28 protein-coding genes are annotated in these 17,224 nt (G+C 43.0%); 24 read left to right on the forward strand and 4 right to left on the reverse strand.

Annotated elements, in window-relative coordinates:
* Positions 1-2: 2 nt before the first annotated feature.
* Complete coding sequence (locus HRU78_07870) at positions 3-179, forward strand: hypothetical protein (GenBank protein ID QOJ23572.1); 177 nt, start codon at positions 3-5, stop codon at positions 177-179.
* A gap of 11 nt (positions 180-190) precedes the next feature.
* Entirely contained in the window at positions 191-751 is a 561-nt protein-coding gene (locus tag HRU78_07875) for a hypothetical protein (GenBank protein ID QOJ23573.1), read from the forward strand.
* Between the two features lie 451 nt (positions 752-1,202).
* On the opposite strand, the gene HRU78_07880 is transcribed toward HRU78_07875, so the two are convergent.
* Positions 1,203-1,571: a hypothetical protein gene (locus HRU78_07880; protein QOJ23574.1), complete on the reverse strand. Its 369-nt coding sequence runs from the start codon at positions 1,569-1,571 to the stop codon at positions 1,203-1,205.
* Positions 1,572-1,678: 107 nt separating this feature from the next.
* Here HRU78_07880 and HRU78_07885 point away from each other — a divergent pair, with 107 nt between their 5' ends.
* The 15 genes from HRU78_07885 to HRU78_07955 all read left to right on the forward strand — a co-directional run bounded on the left by HRU78_07885 (position 1,679) and on the right by HRU78_07955 (position 10,663).
* Complete coding sequence (locus HRU78_07885; protein ID QOJ23575.1) at positions 1,679-2,035, forward strand: hypothetical protein; 357 nt, start codon at positions 1,679-1,681, stop codon at positions 2,033-2,035.
* A gap of 2 nt (positions 2,036-2,037) precedes the next feature.
* Entirely contained in the window at positions 2,038-3,048 is a 1,011-nt protein-coding gene (locus HRU78_07890) for a DNA replication protein (protein ID QOJ23576.1), read from the forward strand.
* Positions 3,049-3,125: 77 nt separating this feature from the next.
* Entirely contained in the window at positions 3,126-3,422 is a 297-nt protein-coding gene (locus tag HRU78_07895; protein ID QOJ23577.1) for a hypothetical protein, read from the forward strand.
* A 289-nt stretch (positions 3,423-3,711) separates the two neighbouring features.
* On the forward strand, positions 3,712-4,083 hold the full coding sequence (locus HRU78_07900) for a hypothetical protein (GenBank protein QOJ23578.1): 372 nt from the start codon (positions 3,712-3,714) through the stop codon (positions 4,081-4,083).
* A gap of 17 nt (positions 4,084-4,100) precedes the next feature.
* The gene (locus HRU78_07905) at positions 4,101-4,334 is read left to right on the forward strand and encodes a hypothetical protein (protein ID QOJ23579.1); all 234 of its coding nucleotides are present in this window, start codon (positions 4,101-4,103) and stop codon (positions 4,332-4,334) included.
* A gap of 2 nt (positions 4,335-4,336) precedes the next feature.
* Entirely contained in the window at positions 4,337-5,557 is a 1,221-nt protein-coding gene (locus HRU78_07910) for a hypothetical protein (GenBank protein QOJ23580.1), read from the forward strand.
* 11 nt (positions 5,558-5,568) lie between these two features.
* Positions 5,569-5,913, forward strand: coding sequence for a DUF2523 domain-containing protein (locus HRU78_07915; GenBank protein ID QOJ23581.1), 345 nt, complete (start codon positions 5,569-5,571; stop codon positions 5,911-5,913).
* Positions 5,914-5,915: 2 nt separating this feature from the next.
* On the forward strand, positions 5,916-6,914 hold the full coding sequence (locus HRU78_07920) for a hypothetical protein (protein QOJ23582.1): 999 nt from the start codon (positions 5,916-5,918) through the stop codon (positions 6,912-6,914).
* Positions 6,915-6,921: 7 nt separating this feature from the next.
* Complete coding sequence (locus HRU78_07925; protein QOJ23583.1) at positions 6,922-7,101, forward strand: hypothetical protein; 180 nt, start codon at positions 6,922-6,924, stop codon at positions 7,099-7,101.
* Between the two features lie 18 nt (positions 7,102-7,119).
* Entirely contained in the window at positions 7,120-7,464 is a 345-nt protein-coding gene (locus HRU78_07930; GenBank protein QOJ23584.1) for a hypothetical protein, read from the forward strand.
* 267 nt (positions 7,465-7,731) lie between these two features.
* The gene (locus tag HRU78_07935) at positions 7,732-7,953 is read left to right on the forward strand and encodes a hypothetical protein (GenBank protein QOJ23585.1); all 222 of its coding nucleotides are present in this window, start codon (positions 7,732-7,734) and stop codon (positions 7,951-7,953) included.
* 7 nt (positions 7,954-7,960) lie between these two features.
* Positions 7,961-8,341 (forward strand): hypothetical protein, encoded by a 381-nt coding sequence (locus tag HRU78_07940; GenBank protein QOJ23586.1) that lies wholly within the window; start codon positions 7,961-7,963, stop codon positions 8,339-8,341.
* Between the two features lie 179 nt (positions 8,342-8,520).
* Positions 8,521-9,594, forward strand: a complete 1,074-nt coding sequence (locus HRU78_07945; protein QOJ23587.1) for a hypothetical protein — start codon at positions 8,521-8,523, stop codon at positions 9,592-9,594.
* Positions 9,587-10,006 (forward strand): hypothetical protein, encoded by a 420-nt coding sequence (locus tag HRU78_07950; protein ID QOJ23588.1) that lies wholly within the window; start codon positions 9,587-9,589, stop codon positions 10,004-10,006. The genes HRU78_07945 and HRU78_07950 overlap by 8 nt, the downstream gene beginning before the upstream one ends.
* 15 nt (positions 10,007-10,021) lie before the next feature.
* Positions 10,022-10,663, forward strand: a complete 642-nt coding sequence (locus HRU78_07955) for a hypothetical protein (GenBank protein QOJ23589.1) — start codon at positions 10,022-10,024, stop codon at positions 10,661-10,663.
* A 36-nt stretch (positions 10,664-10,699) separates the two neighbouring features.
* Here HRU78_07955 and HRU78_07960 read toward each other — a convergent pair whose 3' ends face one another.
* From HRU78_07960 to HRU78_07970, 3 genes are all read right to left on the reverse strand, one after another.
* Positions 10,700-11,128 (reverse strand): hypothetical protein, encoded by a 429-nt coding sequence (locus tag HRU78_07960; protein ID QOJ23590.1) that lies wholly within the window; start codon positions 11,126-11,128, stop codon positions 10,700-10,702.
* A 254-nt stretch (positions 11,129-11,382) separates the two neighbouring features.
* Positions 11,383-11,757, reverse strand: coding sequence for a hypothetical protein (locus HRU78_07965; GenBank protein ID QOJ23591.1), 375 nt, complete (start codon positions 11,755-11,757; stop codon positions 11,383-11,385).
* 109 nt (positions 11,758-11,866) lie between these two features.
* A complete protein-coding gene (locus tag HRU78_07970; GenBank protein QOJ23592.1) occupies positions 11,867-12,031 on the reverse strand; it encodes a hypothetical protein in 165 nt (54 codons plus the stop codon).
* Positions 12,032-12,088: 57 nt separating this feature from the next.
* Here HRU78_07970 and HRU78_07975 point away from each other — a divergent pair, with 57 nt between their 5' ends.
* The 7 genes from HRU78_07975 to HRU78_08005 all read left to right on the forward strand — a co-directional run bounded on the left by HRU78_07975 (position 12,089) and on the right by HRU78_08005 (position 16,853).
* The gene (locus tag HRU78_07975) at positions 12,089-12,403 is read left to right on the forward strand and encodes a hypothetical protein (protein QOJ23593.1); all 315 of its coding nucleotides are present in this window, start codon (positions 12,089-12,091) and stop codon (positions 12,401-12,403) included.
* A gap of 543 nt (positions 12,404-12,946) precedes the next feature.
* Positions 12,947-13,501, forward strand: a complete 555-nt coding sequence (locus HRU78_07980; GenBank protein ID QOJ24971.1) for a hypothetical protein — start codon at positions 12,947-12,949, stop codon at positions 13,499-13,501.
* Positions 13,502-13,586: 85 nt separating this feature from the next.
* The gene (locus HRU78_07985; protein QOJ23594.1) at positions 13,587-13,844 is read left to right on the forward strand and encodes a hypothetical protein; all 258 of its coding nucleotides are present in this window, start codon (positions 13,587-13,589) and stop codon (positions 13,842-13,844) included.
* 55 nt (positions 13,845-13,899) lie between these two features.
* Positions 13,900-14,241, forward strand: a complete 342-nt coding sequence (locus HRU78_07990; GenBank protein ID QOJ23595.1) for a hypothetical protein — start codon at positions 13,900-13,902, stop codon at positions 14,239-14,241.
* 49 nt (positions 14,242-14,290) lie between these two features.
* The gene (locus HRU78_07995; GenBank protein ID QOJ23596.1) at positions 14,291-15,607 is read left to right on the forward strand and encodes a hypothetical protein; all 1,317 of its coding nucleotides are present in this window, start codon (positions 14,291-14,293) and stop codon (positions 15,605-15,607) included.
* Positions 15,604-15,894, forward strand: a complete 291-nt coding sequence (locus HRU78_08000; protein QOJ23597.1) for a DUF2523 domain-containing protein — start codon at positions 15,604-15,606, stop codon at positions 15,892-15,894. Before HRU78_07995 ends, HRU78_08000 begins: the two co-directional genes overlap by 4 nt.
* Complete coding sequence (locus HRU78_08005) at positions 15,891-16,853, forward strand: zonular occludens toxin (GenBank protein ID QOJ23598.1); 963 nt, start codon at positions 15,891-15,893, stop codon at positions 16,851-16,853. The genes HRU78_08000 and HRU78_08005 overlap by 4 nt, the downstream gene beginning before the upstream one ends.
* The last annotated feature ends 371 nt before the right edge of the window (positions 16,854-17,224 follow it).

Raw genomic sequence — 17,224 nt, forward strand, 5'->3', positions numbered from 1 at the left:
AAATGAAATACAAGGTTACCCGGAATATTCACCACAACAATGAGAAATACACTGAAGGTGATGAAATTGAATTATCGCTGCAAGAAGCAAGGCCGCTGCTGGAATGCAAGGCCATAGAACAAATCATTAAGCCGTTTTCACAAGCCTCTGGCATGTCCTCTATTAACTCAAGCAAATAAGGGGCAATAAGATGGATAGAAATGATACTGGCAAAGAAGTTCAAGGGTTACTCACCAAACTGCGTTCTGCGGCTGAAGTAATCAAGAAGAAGATTTATGAAGCGGATCAGAAAATTGAAGTGCTATTGAACGAGCGGGCGATAATTTCTGAATCCCATTTGAGTAAAGAAGGTTTCATGCAATATGTGCGCAATGATATACAGCGCCGCGCATCGGAATATCCTGTTCGAATGAGCCATCTTGCACGAAAGCACGGATTCCCGTTCAGCACCAGTTTTCCTCAATTAGAACGTAACGAAAAATCAGGGAATACCCAGCCCTTTCCATATTTGGATGGCGAAACATATTCCAATGGCCCGGCATTTCACGTCAGCGCTATTTATTGGCTATTTGGTGAACAAATAGAGAAGCGCTTCTCCGATGCGCTAGATCAATTTCAGTGGCCGGAAAACAGTATGTCACTTGATGAACGGCGTAAGCGGATTGCTGAAATTGATCAGGAACTGGAAATGCTCAACATGGAGCGCGATAGCCTGGCTAGTGACCTGATGAGCACAGGAATGACGCAATAACAATTAGAAGTATTCAAAGCGTGAGCTTTGATGGTTCCTATCATCTGCAAAATTCTATATTGAGATAGACAGACCATAGATATAGAAAAAGCTTGTGGTAGGGATAGTAAATGGTTACTTCCATTTCCGTTTACTATCGATTAATGAGTTATGGTTTGTCATGGGTTCATGGAAGCAATTTGGAGTTCCTGGGGGTTTCAGATTGCGCGTCCAATTCTATGAACGGAACCGTCCACCGCCATGAGGCAAACATGGTTGCAGCGGTTCTTTTTTATTTGTAGCGAGCGTTAAATTTTCGCGTTATTTGGTACTGTTCAGCGTTTCAAATTATTTGTCCCGATGTTTCAAAGTAATTGTCCGCTGTCATCAAATTATTTGTCCCGATGTTTCAAAGTAATTGTCCGCTGTCACAAACTTATCGGATTTTCTTCTCAGTTTGTTTCTGCGATTATTATTTAACATAATACAAATTGTTTACGCTCCCATTTTCGGACATAGCAGCATGAGCAGGGGAGGAAGTCATTGAACTACCACCAAAAATTAACGCAGCAGCTGCGACTGTTGCAGCTTTTGTAAAGCAACTTTCAAAAATTTTTCTTCGTTTTTCGTCTTTTTCTACTACTAAATAACTTGCTGCAATAACTTTAAGTTCGTCTTCACCAATAAAGCGCGCTAATTTTATGCAAAGTGCTGCTGTTAAGCTTTTTTTCCCGCTTTTTACCAATCCAAGAGTTGTATATCGAGTCTCAAGATAGTCAGCCAAATTCTTTTGAGATCCCGCTTTTTCTTCGCCCATTTCAATATATTTTTTTATTTCCATCTTTTTCACCTATTTTAAGCTTGACAACTACTATAGTAGTTGTATAAATTAACTACTCAGGTAGTTTTATATTACGGCTCTGAATCCCATATGTCAACGAGGTTTTTATGAATTCATTTCACCGAGCAATTCTTGAAGCCACAGAAAACGGTAAATTTCCAGAACTTGGCGACTGCTGGCGCAACTACCACCCCGAAGCAATCCTGTCCGATAGTGATTACCCAGTATTGACTGACGAGAACCGGCTACCTGTTTGTGTGGGTGAGTTTGTTAGATTGGATACTTGGATATCTAGTATTTCTCGTTCCCGTTCGTGGGTAACCCCCTCCCGGCCGGTAGGCGCATCCGCGAGGGTGCGCCAGGCCGGGGGCAGGGGGGCAAAAATACTTTACGTCCCAGTTACACGTAAAGTTACTGACACGGATGACAGTAAAACATCAAAAATGCAGACCGGAATGATTTAAAGATGATGAATCTGATTCCGGTTTTTGTAGATTACCTGACCATCCGGCAAGTGCATGACGGCGGTAAATTGCCAATTATTAATGGCGGCCGGGTACTGCGCATAGATTCCGATGGTGAAATTGAATACACCGTGGACACACGGCAGGGCCTGGAAGGAAGTTTTGATAGTAGGGTAGAAGTCCGTTGCGATGGTCACCAGGTGGAATTCTCCGGGAATATTTCACGCTATGGCAGATCGGATAATTTGTTTGGTTTTACGTTTGATGGCTGTATTGAGCGCATTAATGCATTGCTCAAGTCGCTCGATTTACCGCCTTTCACCTCCGGCAAGCTGTACAAATTCGCTGATTCCGGCTGGACGTGGACAGGTGCCCGAGTCAGCCGGATAGACATAACCTGCAATTATGTCACCGGCTCCATGATCGACTCGGAAGCATTACTCCGCAATATGGCAGGACACCACATTGGCAGACAAAAAGGCTCGTTATCCGTCAACGGCGCAACGGTCGAATACGGCCGCGGTTCAAAGTATGTTTACGGCAAACTCTACTGCAAAACCACCGAACTCAAAAAACACCGCTCTAAAAAATCCGGTCAGCACGTATCCGATGAAGTCATTGAATTCTGCAACTCCCTCGGTGTAATACGCGAGGAGTTTACGCTTAAATCGCGTTTCCTTCTACAAAATGGCCTTGCCTACTTAGGCGCAATCACTGATTCACTATTAATAGAGGTTTATATGAACAGAACCCAATTGCAACGACTGGAGCAAGTTAAATATGAAGATTTCAATGATCTTCCTAAGCATATTAGATCCACCTATGTCAGTTGGAAATACGGCTTTCCACTGAACCTTAATGAAAGAACCTTTTACCGTCACAGAAAAGCTCTCCTTTCATACGGCATTGATATTTCCATCCCCAACAACGTGCAAACCATGCCCATCAAGGTAAAAACCATCGAACTGGCGGCACTTACTGCGCCGGATTGGTACATCAAGAAATACGCATAAATCAGTGTCTTCTACGCTCTGAACTCAATAACTGCCGGTTCAGGCAAAGCGTTAACAGGTGGTGTAAAGAGGTTGTTATGTTAGAAAAAGTAAAAGTTACCGGTATCACATTCTTCAAAGATACCATCGACGGTAAACCCATTGATTCAGGCGCGGCCTTTGTTGAAGAAAGTTTGAATTTCCAGACCGGAAGATCGAAGGGCACCGCAACGCAAAAATACCCGCTAGGCGATGCAGCCAGGGCGCAAGCTTTAATGCACCTGGAATTCCCGCTGATTTGTGAAGTTGAATTTGTTCGTGTGACAAATGGCAACGTATCCAAAAATATCATCAACTCCATCAAGCCGCTTTCACAAGCAAAACCGGCTGCTTGATTGTTTTCATATGGGGAATGCGATGAAACTTAAGTATGTTTCTAAAAATGCACGGGAATTATATAAAAACCTTCTCGATATTCGTGATGCCAATTAGCGTTCGCGTATTGAAGGTTCTACGCCTCTTGTCCGGTTTACTAAAAACCATGAGCGACAAATACAAGAAATTGAGCGCATGGAAAATTACCTGAGTCCCAGAAAGATACGCGCATGATTCCAGCCTGTACGCCATTTCACCCAGTGGCGTATGGGGTGCAATTCCGCACCGATTAACTTAAGGAGTTTAACCATGTTTCAAAAAGCAAAAGATGTCGTGATGACTATCGGTTCCAGCATGATTCAAAAATCCAAAGAACTGTATGACGGCTTTATCAATAAAGTCCGCGCTACAGCTCTGAAAGCTGAAAGTACCGTTTCTTCGTTTGCCGTTGCTGTTAAAGAACGTGCGATTGAAGGCGAATGGTTACCCAAATCCATGTTTGCAAGCGGTACTGCTGTTATTTCCCTTGCTTCTACCTCCTCAATGGCCGCAATCGATGTTACCGGAGCTTTAGGTACTTTCGCTGATGTCAACACGGCTATTCCGCTGATCGGTGCTGCATTCTTGGCTGCCCTGGGTATCCTGGCCGCTTGGAAACTCATCCGCGGCGCGTTCGCGTAACGGATCGGGGTGCTCCTATGGCTACAGCTTTCATTTCCTGTGTTTCTCCTGCCGTACCATCCCTTGTTAGTAACGGAACAGGGTATGAAATCGTCTGTAGTGATTCGAGCATCCCATCTCTCGTTCCGGCTGCTATCGGGCTTTCCGATCTCGCCTGGTCTGACGTTTCTCTCTTAATCAGTGCTCTTCTGCTTTCCGCTTGTTTGGCCACCGGCTGGAACATGATCGGCAAGCTCTTTTACCGGGGGTGATTGTGAAATGGTCATCGACTCCTTGCAGTCCTTTGTTCTGGCTTCAAGCTTGCTTATTATTTTTCTGCTTTTTAAATAGTGCTCATTCAGCCATGTGCTCTCCGGATGCTGTTTTATCAACGCCTAGCGTTGGTTTTTATCGTATTGCCGGTGTTTCTGGCTATGATTATCCTTCGGCTTCCTCTGGATGTAGCTCTGCGGCTTCTGTAGATAAATTCTGGGGAGCTGGTTATACAGGCTCTGGTTCAGGTACTGGACCGTCTGCTTGCGTTGTAACTAAGACCAGCGATGGCACTACCAATCCAGTTTCTATCGGGTTTGTCGCTGGTTCATGCCCTTCAGGTTTTGTTGTCAGCGGCTCTCAATGTGTTAATACGTGTACGCCATTGCCGCCGTGTCCAGGCGAAGGCACTTCTAAAAAAGATACTGTTTCTTTATCGGGTATCGCTGGACAGCAAGGTATAGGCGCTTCAATGTGCGCTGATTCAGGCGGTTCTAACTGCGGAATTAAGTGTACTTCCGGTATTGCCAGCTATAACGATGTTTCGGGACAATCGAGCGTTTATTGTGAATCTTATACATTCACGGGATCTTCTTGTTCTGATTCTAGCCTGGTAGCTACCCCTGTTTCTACGGTTCCCAGCACGATCAAAGCCACGCCGGTAAACGATCCGCCGAAAAGCCGCGAGGATTGTCCAGGCGGCTCCGGATTTGCTCAGGTCAACAATGTCGGCATGTGTCTGCCTTCCGGCACTCAGTTTTCTGGCGGTTCCAGCACGACTACCAGCACAAGCGGAAGCGTCACGACTACTTCCACCACAACGGTAAACCCTGGCGGCACCAACACGACAACCACGACCACGACTTATAAGGACGGTAGCGGTAACGTCACTTACTCCGGCACGACAACCGGTACTGATGGCATTAATCAGGCCGGCAACAATGGTCAGAGCGGTGAAAAGCTAAACCTTGGCGATGCGCCGGTATTTGATCAGTCATTACCGACTGAAACCAATTTCAATATCAAGGCACAGGGCAATCCTGTGTTTTCTACCGAGATTTTCGCCACCACGGCCAGTTGTCCGGCTCCTATTACTTTTTCTGCGATGGGAAAAGATTTCAGTATTGATTTCTCGCCTATCTGTGCCTTGGCGGACATTATCCGGGGAATCGTTCTCATGCTGTCGGCTATTGTCGCCATGCGTGCAGTTGTAACTAAATAAGGAATATTAAAATGCTTGCTCCATTCATTACACCGATTCTGACTGCCTTTCGATGGCTTGCGCTCACTGCCATACCATTTATGGCATCGGCTTTTGTTGTTGGCCTTTTGGTTAAAATCGGCGTGGCTATTACCTCCTGGGCTGTCATCTCCTGGGCTGCTGAATATCTGCGGGATTTTGCCAATGCGCAGCTTGCAACCATCGGCTCCGGCGAACTCGGACAATCGGTCATATCCATGCTCTCACTCTTTGGCGTTTTTGAAGGCATTTCCCTGATCGTTTCCTGTTACCTGGCCAAGGCTACCTGGCTGAGTGTCCAGCCTTCGTTAACCTGGCTTAATCCACCGGCTCCTTAATCATGTCGATTACTTTAATCACTGGATCACTCGGGACCGGTAAAACTGCGCTGGCGGTCAAGCTGCTGACCGAGCACTCGTACTATTCCGATAATGCCGTAGTCGTCGGCGTTCGTGAATGGCAGGGCGGCGGGGCGTATTACGCTCTGAAAAGCATGCAAGATGCTACGGCCAACCAGCGCATGATTGACGATATCGGAAAACTGCCGGGCACGGTTTATCTGGTCGACGAAGCCAAGAAAATCTGGCCGTCCAGAATTGCCGGAAAACCCACGCCTGAATTTATCGATTCACACCTGGCCGAATCCCGCTCGATAGCACAAGACTGGATACTCACTGCACAAGCGCCAACGCAAATTGATGTTGCCTTGCGTCGTCTTGTTGGCCGTCACATACACTTGGAAAAAACAGCGCTCGGCATAAAGTATTCGGAAGCAGGGCAGATCAGGGAAGATTTGAAATTCAACAGGGACGAATCCAGGAAATACAGTTTTCCGGTCGAAAGCCTGAAATTCTATAAATCGGATGACGGTGTTTCTGATCTGCAGAAAAAAGGGCTCCGGTTGCCTAAACGCCTTATTTTCCTGATGGTGCTTATCTTTGTTCTTGCTGGTGTGATTTATTACTACGGTTCCAAATCAACCATGATCGGATTCGGCAGCAAGGAAGAAACACCGCAAACGAGCGAGCAAAAATTAACATCGGCATCGTTTATTCCGCCCGGTACCACTCAGCCACAACCGGCACCGAAAAATGACAAACCGCTAAAACTTAACGAAGCGCCCGATATCTATTACTTCCTGCCTAAAGACCCGGCTTTCCCGGAAATCGCAAAAGCGCCGCGTGTGCCGCTGTCCTGTTTATCCAGCAAGTCGCAAGGCTGTATTTGTTATGACCAGTATATGAACCGGATCAAGGATTTTCCGGTTAAGCGTTGCGAAGACATCATCAAGGGCGATGATCAAGTCGCCTTTACCCGTAACCCGCATTATCTAAACTAGAGGAGCTATGATGAAATTTCTGGAGTTTGTATTTGTTGAGATTATTTTCTTCAAATTGCTGGTGCCGGTTTATGTGTTTTTTATTTGCTTGCTGCGGGGGTTAAGGATTATCTCCCGTCAGCGTTTTGAGCGTTTGCTCTTTGGAGCACCGGAAAAAATGTCGGACCGTCCTTATCCGTTCGATTAAAACAATTAAAGGGGAATCATGGCAATGACGGAAACCAATCAGCTCATGCAAATCGCGCAAACTGCGATTCTCAATTATTCCGGGGATATCGACGTACTAAATTCATCACTGGGAATGCTGTTTACCGGCCACTATTACGGCTGGCGCTTCCTGTACATCGTTCATTCAAAGCGTACAGTCCGGAAGTATGAAAAAGTGCTGAATATCAAAGTATCTGAATACTTTGAACCGACCGGTTCACTTTCGCATCGATCAGCCGGACTGTTTGAAGCAAACAAGCATTCAAACTTCTGGAAGTGTGTCAGTGGTGATATTCAGATACCCAACAGGAAACTAATCACGGATGACCCGCAAACGCTCTAAAAGCTGGCTTTCCCCTTTGCCGAACAAAAAACCACTAGTTTAAACCGCTGAAAGTCCAAGGGTCGCGCCGCCGACCGGCGCGAAGGGTATGACCCCGGCAGGGGGCATGCTGCCCGATCCCTGACGCAATTCAAGTTGCTCCTGTCTTCTAGTAAACAAAGCAATTTCCCACTCGACTATTTAATTATTTATAGCCATTGACCTATACTGCATATTGCAGTAGATTTAATAATGTAAAAATTATAAATTCAGATTAAGGAAAATATCATGGCTAATAAAACTACTCGATATACTATTGATCTTGATCAAGCTTTTGATGAAAAGCTATCAACATTAGCAGCCGAAAAACACACAACCAAAGCAGAAATTATTAAACGAGCATTAGCAACATACAACATGCTTTCTGCACAAGCACCCATTAATTCAAATACCAAAGTTTCTATTACTAATAATGAAGACAAAGTATTAAAAGATATCATTATTCCTTGAGCTTATTATGAATACTGATGTAAAACAAATCATCAAATCTGAAGAGGTTATGGCCGAGGTACATGACATACAAGTGCAACAAGTGCCATTCGTCCAGAAAGCCGGGCTTAAACTGGCCGCAGCAGTAGGAGTAGTGATAGCAATAGTAACGCTAAGTGCTGTTTATCTATTAATCTCCAACTATCCCCAAGCTCCAACTTTAAACTCGCTAGAAAATTTACCTAAAGCCGAAGAAGCATTGAAACACTATAAAGAGCTAAGCTCGATAGCAGTTAAGAGTTCGCAGGATTTATTCCAAACAATTGTAACTCAAGCTCTCTTACCAGTTTTTACAGCAATTCTTGGATATATATTTGCAAAAAATGGAAGTGGAAATTCAGGTGGATAATTTTAGCTACACCTATAAAACTCTTCAAAATCCTAACCAGGAAGAGGCTTTGATGTCTGCATAGGCAGAATGAATATTTTGTATATATTCAAGTTTGTGGTCGACTAATAGCTTGTATTAATATGTTTTGAAGTATATACAATGGTAATTTTTTTAAATTTAAATAACATCATAATGCCATGTCTCCAATAATTTATCTTGAAGCATTAAAATCTAGATTGATTTCATTTCGTACCCTGCAGGATGAATTAACAATAAGAGATATGCCGACAGCACTGGGATGGACATTATTATTAAAAAAATATGAAGAAACAGAAGGAAATATACAATATAGAGAACGATGGACGAGTAATTTAGAAGACATTTATTTAAATCATATTAAATATAATTCCAAAGTTGTTTACATATATGAATTATCGGCTGATATTGCATATAAATTACAAAGTAAATTAAATATCCTAGTAAGTGATGAATCTAGATTTAAGGATACTTTTCCTTTACCAGTGAATGAAAAAGATCTTAAGGACAGTAGCTTTAATCCTGACATTTTCGAAATTGAAACTGAAGGTGAAGATATTCGACTATTCAGTTCCTATAAACGAGCTTTCAGAACACGAGATGAAATTCAATATTCTCAGTTTAATGGCGAGAAGACTAGTAATGCGTTAATTGAAACATTAAATAAGTACGAAGAAGTTTATGGATTACGTACTGATTATGCTCAAGCAATTGATTGTATTATTCTGAGGTCAAATAAGAATAGAATGGAATTTCATATAGATAATAGTCATGATATTTTGCTTGAGGAAGTTGCAAAAGTAGCTAATTATTACAAAGATCGAATAAACAAGTTTATTCAAAAGGAATTTGAGATTAATGAATGTCTAAATACAGCTATAAATTTTTATCCTAAAATTAAAAAGCTTTATGAAGATGCTGATGGACAAGTTACTGATTATGGGCATGTAACAAGTTCAGCTTCGGTAAAGCATGAACGAATGAAGCGCGGAATTTATGATCTTAGGAATGAGCCTTTTCATCAAGGTGGTTTAGCTGCTGTTACAACTGATGGATATTCCATTACAAAAAAATGGAAAACCGAAGGAAAGAAAATTCTACCGAGTTTATCAATATCCGGTCGTTTTTCAATTGCGGGACAACTAGATGCAAATATTGATTTTATTTTAATTAACGATTGTCATTCTCAAAATGATTTCGATATGATGCTAAATAAACTTTTTGAAAATGCGTAAGGAAATAGCGGTTAAGCACATCAACGAAGATCTCACATTTGATCCCAAATTGCGTCAGGCATGTTTGGATATTGTCGATTTTTTATGTTTACAACCAGAACAGGCGTTAAGGCATATAACATTTGGTACTCTTTCTGGAGTAGCACAATTGACAAATACCGAAGATCTTGTTGCAGCTTCGCGCTATTTATCTGGCTCCAGGCTACCTTTGTTAAACTTAGAATTTGAATTTATAGATCTAGATGATGTAATCCATATATCACATGAAGTGATCACTGAGGCCAAAGCAACAGGAATTTTTTATCATCCCGAAACTGGTGAGTTAATTGAAGAATTTGAAAAAATGATTTATATGTATTTCGAGCTTAGTAGTGAAGGAATGGAATTAAATCGATCTTCTTCAATCAATTGACACCCCTCAGGGTTAATGATTATTAATAAATTGGAAAATCTCACATTAGCCGATCTACAACAAATTGGCGAATTAAGGCCAGACTTGGCGCGTTTTGCCGATTTTGTTTTAGCGAATACCTACGATAAATTTTTGGAAATATTACACAAGGATTTACAAGATTGTATTGAATCAATTGAAATAAATCCATCCGTCAGACAAAAGGACAGCGAGGATAGGATTACCGAAGATGTTATTGGCTGGTTAAGAGCGCGTGGTTATTATGCAAGCCATGATGAACAAGTGGGGGGGCATTGTGATGTTGTAGTTAGAGTTCGTGATAAGCCTTTTATGTGGCTGGGTGAAGCGAAAAAACATTCTGCCTATGAAGATCTACAGACTGGATTTAATCAATTATGTACTAGGTACGCCAGAGGAACTCCTAATAATGATAATGGAGGACTAATTATCTACATTTATAATGAGAAAGCCACTGACGTAATAGCTGAGTGGAAAAAACGTTTAAGAAATTTAGAACTTGAAAAATATTATGAAAAAGAGTGTGATTCCCGTTCGCACCTTTCTTTTTATAGTACCCACACTCACCAAAGTAGTGGATTGCCTTATACAGTAAAGCATATGGGAGTAGTTCTTCATTTTAAGCCTCTGGATCGATAATCAATTCCTATTTAGAACAAAAAGTATTATTTAAAATTAAGAAAAGCTTCTTTCCAGAATCATGCCAAATCGGCTTTCAAGCACGACTTGCCGTCTGTAGAAATCAGCTTTTATTTCAAGTGCATCGATTTCTTTATTGCGCCTATCCAGCTCAGACTTCAACAAGTTATTTTCATTTTGTAAGCTCGCTACCAACTGACATCGCCAGAAAAAAGCTCTGATCTCATGTGGTGCAAACCCATTGCGCCACTCAGGAACGAAAATCAGATTATTCGAAAAACGATATCCTTTCCATTCATCGCCCAGCAAAATACTTGCATCGCCAGTAACATACAATTTTAAGAGTCTGAGCGCTGACTCCGGTATCTGCTTAGTGCCTTTTTTCCATTTCTTAATGACTTTCTGACTTTCGCCGGTGATTCTTTCGATTTCATCGATACTCACACCAAATAATAGATCGTTCATTTTTTCAGCCTAAGCGTAAAGACTCAATCATTGCAAAACCCGAATGATTTCTATTTTGATATAAGAGACACGACAAACAATGTATTCAGAAGTTGTTATTGCTTGTCGGATATGAGGGTAATTTAAGACTGATGCGGTTTTCAAGCTATGTTCAATGGCTAATGCTGGTACTACGATAACTACCAAACAGCTTATCCAGAAACTCTGCGAATTTATCGTACCTTCTTCTGAATTTGTTTCTACGATTGTTTAATTTAACATAATACAAATTGTTCGGCAATTGATTCCCGCGCCTGGCTTGCGTTTGCTGGATTTGGTGTCGTTATCGAAATGAGAGCTATAAAGAGGGCTGCAACGATAAAACTAGCTGCTTTAGTAATCGAAAAGCAGCTCTCAAAAACTTTTCTTCTTTCTTCGTCTTTCTCTGTTACTAGATTGCTTGCAGCAACAACTTTAATTTCTGATTCGCCTATGTAGCGCGCAAGTTTTATACAGATAGCATCAGGTAATCCACTTTTACCCAGTTTTGCTTGTCGTAAATAGCTATCTCTTACTCCCAGTATTCGCGCCAATTCGGCTTGCTTTCCTGCGAGTTTTTCACCTTTTTCTATGTATTCTTTTATTTTCATGATTTCCTCTTGACAGTCGAAATTTAGACTGATATTGTGAGTCGAAATTTAAGCTGTATGACGATGCAGCAATCATATAGTTCAAGTTTCCTTAAGTCAAATGAGGTTTTTATGAATTCATACCATTCAGCAATACTTCAAGCTTCAAGTAACGGCCGGTTTCCTCAACTTGGCGACGCATGGCGAAATTATCATCCAAATTCTGTTTTGTCGGATAGCGATTACCCACTAATGACGGATTTACAAGATGTTTATCTATCTGATCCGCTCCCATCGTTTTTAACCTCTAATTCATTTTAATTTTTCTTTAATCAACCAAGGAGTAACAAACATGAAAATCCAAGTACTCGGAGTAAAAAGAATGTCCGGAACAGCCAAAGAATCAGGAAACCCGTTTGATATGGGTTCACTTTTGGCCATTGTTCCTATCGAAAATGTATCAAACGCTAAATTCAGCGTTCAAGGCTATGGATATGAAACCGGCGAAATGTTGCTTGATCCAGAATGCATCAAACAATTCGAATCCTTCAAATATCCCTGCGCTTTGGAATTGACCATGGAAATTGTCAACTATCGCGGAAAAATTTCACAGATTGTTACCGGTACCACAACTCAGCCGGTTGTGAAGTCGGTCGCGAATGGCTAGTAACACTACGCCGTTCAGTCTCAATTTGAGACTTTTTGATACTTTTTGTGATTAATTTTTAGGTTGTCTTTAGCGAGTATGGCACATGAAATCTTTATCGATTGGATCACCATTTCTCAGTTACATACAGAATCAGAACCGTTCCCAATTTTCACGGGCGGAATCAATGTTGACTATGACCCCCTCGGCAACGCTCGCTTTGAAAGAGTTCGCGCCGCGAATTTTAAAGGATCATTTGAAACAAATCTGCGGATCAAAAGTGACGGTCGTCATATATCACTCAGTGGAAACGTTGGGCGGTTTTCTCGCAAAGACAACTTGTTTAATTGCGGATGGCTTCAAACCCTCGAAAAATCTAATCGAATACTGCTGGATCGAGGCTTACCAGCTTTCAATGCCGGACTTATTCGGAATGCAATTGGTCAGGGAGACATTCCAGGCGCGCGAGTATCACGCATCGATCTCACCGCCAACTTTGAGACGGGTTCAGAGTCGCAAGCCCGCGCCCTTATTCGATGGCTTGCAACCCGGTCTGTTTCCAGGATGAAAAAAGGCCGGGCAGGGGACGAGTCGGTCTGGTGGTCAAACACTCGTCATATGCTCAAAGCCTACATAAAGCATATTGAAATGTTGAAACATGGCTGTAATGAAGATGATCCGGCTTATATCTTCTGTAAAGAAAAAGGAGTCGTCAGGGTGGAAATAGAACTAAAACGTAGATTGCTCAGTGATCTTGATATGGTTGATATCAAAAATATCAGCGATGAAAAGCTCATAGCAATTTTTCACGAACAAACGGAGATATTCAACACCGTAGACCGTAGCGACGAACCCGATATTTTAGACGCAATACCAATAAAGAGCAGGGTACATGCTGCCGCCTGGATGGCCGGTCAAGATTTAAGGCAGTTCATGTCAAGAGCAACATTCTTTAGACATGCAAAAATCCTGAGAGATTACGGCATAGACATTAGCGAGCCGCGCAACGTTGAAACCTTCCCCGTAAAAGTTCGCATCGTTGAAATGAAGCCCTTATCCATGCCCGACTGGTACAGCCTGGAAGATGAAAAACCACACTTAAAAGCAGTCGGTGAGTGATTCCAGCCGTTACACTGTAACCAAAAATAGACAGTTATAGTGTAACGGGTGCAATCCCGCACCAATTCAAATTAAGGAAAAAACCATGAAAAGAAATCAAGTTGCTGTTCTGAAAAAAAATGAAACTGCTATTGAAGGCGAATATTTAGGAAAAGGCGCAGCCGTTGCCACGGGTGCCGGATTAAGCCTTTTTTCTGCTTCTACCTTTGCTGCTGTTCCCGCATCTGTAACGACCGCCATCTCTGATGCAGTCGCAGACGTTGGAACAGTCGGCGGCCTGGTCATCGGCGTGGTTGTGATCGTGTTCGCTTTCGCAATGATGCGCAAGCCAATGAACGCTTAAAAACGTCATATCTTTCCCCGCCTCGGCGGGGATATCTTTTTCAATCAGGTGTTTTATGGGTTATCGATTTCAAAATCAATGTTACGAGACTAAACAAGAGTTTCTCGATGCATTAGCTCAAAATTGCTATGTCTCTGCAAGCGGTTCTGGTGGTCTTGGCTCTTTTTTCACAACTTGTACATCAAACTCAGACAACATAACAGTGCAGTCCTATACATTGACTAATGGCACCGCCCAAACTCCCTGGACGCTAACACCCCAATTAATCGCCTGTACTTACCAAGCCCCCAAAGTTTTCTCCAATGCTGATGTAGTCGAGCTCTCCTGGCTAGTTGTCGGCGTTTGGGTTGCAGCCTGGGGAATCCGTAAACTTTCTGAAATGATGGATAAACGATGATTTACGACTTTGACAACTTATCAATTTTTCTCAGCATACTAGGTGCAGCATGGCTTTTGCTCTCGTCATAATTTTCCTTCTTTCATCACCAGCCTATGCCGGTTATCAAAATCTAGCCATTGCGGCCGGCCAAAGTGATTTTTACTATGACGCGCCAAAAAACCAGACATTCGCACGTTTCGCCGCGAATGATCCTATTTATAACGCCGGAACCCAGACAGTAAACACTACACGGCCTTATAACGTCGTAGGCATTGACGGCAAAACGTACCAAACCACAATCACACGAACCGCGGCCGCCGATATCCCGAAAGTAGGCGCTGCTTTATCGAAGTTTGCCCAAAGAGTAGGGCCACTCAGTATGGCCCTTGCTACTGTGGATTTGGTTTGCACTTTATCCAATATCTGCAAATCTGCGGCCGGTCTTTGGGAAATCCCCGCTGATCCAGAAATCGCAGGTTTTCCGCCTTCATTGCCTTCAGTAGGTTTTTACTATGTTGCGGGTTTAACTGCGTACAAATACCCATCACCGGAAATAGGCTGCGGCCGCGCTGCGTCCGTAGATAAATTCTGGGGCAATGGTTATACAGGCGCTGGATCGGGAATCGGTGCCTCTGCTTGTACGGTAACAAAGACCGATACCGGAACAACTAACCAAACATCAATTCAATATGCAACAGGCACCTGTCCCACAAATTACACAGTAAGCGGTTCAACTTGTGTTTTATCCGGAAGTTCCGTTGGTCAAACTCCTACTGCATCGGATTGGACCAATAAAGAAACCGCTTTATCGACTCCCGAAGCGGCTGAACGTTTAGCTGTAGAACTCGAACCCATGCCGATTCAAGTTCCTACTGCATATGCACCGCTTCAACTTCCCATTGGAAGAATCACAACAACGAACCGCGACGCAATCGGCAACGCCACCGGAACAAAGGTTACAGAAAAGAAACTTGAAATTGAAGACGCGGCCACACTACAAGAACCGAACCGCTCCAAGATTGAAGAAATTTCAACAGAAACAACGTTTGATCTTAACGGAAATCCTGTTTCTTCTACAGAAACCAAAACCGAAACAGCCACGCAAACTGAACCACAGCCAGAACCCCCCGTTTCTGAAAATATAGAAATCGACTTTGACGAATCCCAAGATAAAAATTTAGAAAAGTTTGAAGTGCCTTCTCTCTTTTCTTATACCTCCTGGGGTTCCGGCTCCTGTCCCGCTGATGCGGTTGAAGATACGACCTTCGGAGAAATTACCCTTTCCTATGCGCCAGTTTGCGAAGTGGCCGAAGGTGTCCGGCCATTTGTGATCTTGCTCGCCTTAATTGGTGCCTTCTTTATCGTTTCAGGATCTAGAACATGAAAACAATCTTAGTTCCTCTTGCTCAGTTTCTCGATACTTACCTGGGTTCTTTCGCCCGCAATGTCCTGACAAGTCTTGGCTTCGGCGTGATCTCCTTTGCCGGAATCAAATTGGTATTTGATGAGCTCGTTGCACTTGCCCAAACGCATTTTCTCTCTATGGCCTCTGATGCGCTTTCAATCGTCCAGCTGGCCGGAGTAGGGGAAGCAATCGGTATCACTGTAGGCGCTATCACTTACCGCCTAACCATCACAACGATGTCACAAATCGGAATCCTTCCCTCATGAGTATTGAACTTTTAACGGCTGTTCCTGGTGGCGGCAAAACTTCCTATGCGGTTTGGCATGTCATAAAAAAAGCGGTGGAAGAGGGCAGAACCGTTTATACAATCGGCATTCCCAAACTCACACTTCCAACGATTGAATTAACGTATGACTATCTGAAAACCTGGTATGAGCAAGACATTGTTGATGGTCTGCCGGTCTTGAAGCACCTGGATCACGGCGCTTTAATTGTCGTTGATGAAGTTCAGAAACTCTGGCCAAGCAAAGGTACCCAGGCATCAAAAGATATTGAAGAACTCTCAGAACACCGGCATTACGGCCTTACTTTCTTCTTAATGACGCAATCGCCCTCATTAGTCCATAAAAAAGTTCTGGCGCTCGTAAATCCCCATTATCACATTGTCCCGCGCTGGTCTGGCCGCACCATCTACGAATGGCCTGAATATCGAGTTAACACCAGTGCCGGAACCGCCCGGCGTGTTGCTGTCTCAAAACCCTATAAGCTGCCGAAACAAGCTTTTAAACTCTATCACTCCGCAACACAACACATTGTCCCTGAAACAACCATCCCCCGCGCTGTTTACTTCTTCGTTCTTTCAGTTGTCTTTACTGTTGCAATCGGTTTCTATACCTTTCAGAGAATCACTTCAAAATCTGAGGTTCCGGATAATTTAAAAACGGATAGCGCAACGCAACAACCGGCCGAAGAACAAAGAACCGTTTCGCTAAAACCTAATATCGTTCCTGTTTCTGCCGCTCCTGATCCCATCTATATTGAACCGTCCAATCGTTTCAACTCAATACAAATACTCACTGCTTCAATTGACTGGTCAACTGTAAAAGCCTGCCTCAAGAACGCTAAATCCTGCATTTGTTACGGGCAAAGCTTCGAGCGCCTTTTAATTGAAAGGCCCACTTGTGAGCTTGCCGTTGAATATGGCTGGCCCGGTAAAAAGACTTAATCACTGCCCTTGACAGTTACACTGTAACCAGTTATACTGTAACTACACTGAATCAGTTACACTGTAACAATAAGAGGGCAAATCATGGCACTAACAAACGCAGAAAAACAAAAGCTTTACCGTACACGTCACTATTGTTTAGATCCGGATATACCAGTGGGAACACATACAATTCTGCACAGACTGCAAACCAATTTAGACTCACAGGCTTTTTGTAACCTTGAGCGCTTGGCCAAATCAACCGGAATGAATAAACGTGAAATAATCGAAAAAGCGATAAATGAACTTGCGGAGCGGTTAGACTGTAACCATGACAAATATTAAATTTTCTGCTGGCACCGGTCTTTTTTCGGCTTATTTACTTTCAATCA

This window comes from Gammaproteobacteria bacterium, from assembly GCA_015709635.1.
GTDB lineage: Bacteria > Pseudomonadota > Gammaproteobacteria > Burkholderiales > Nitrosomonadaceae > Nitrosomonas.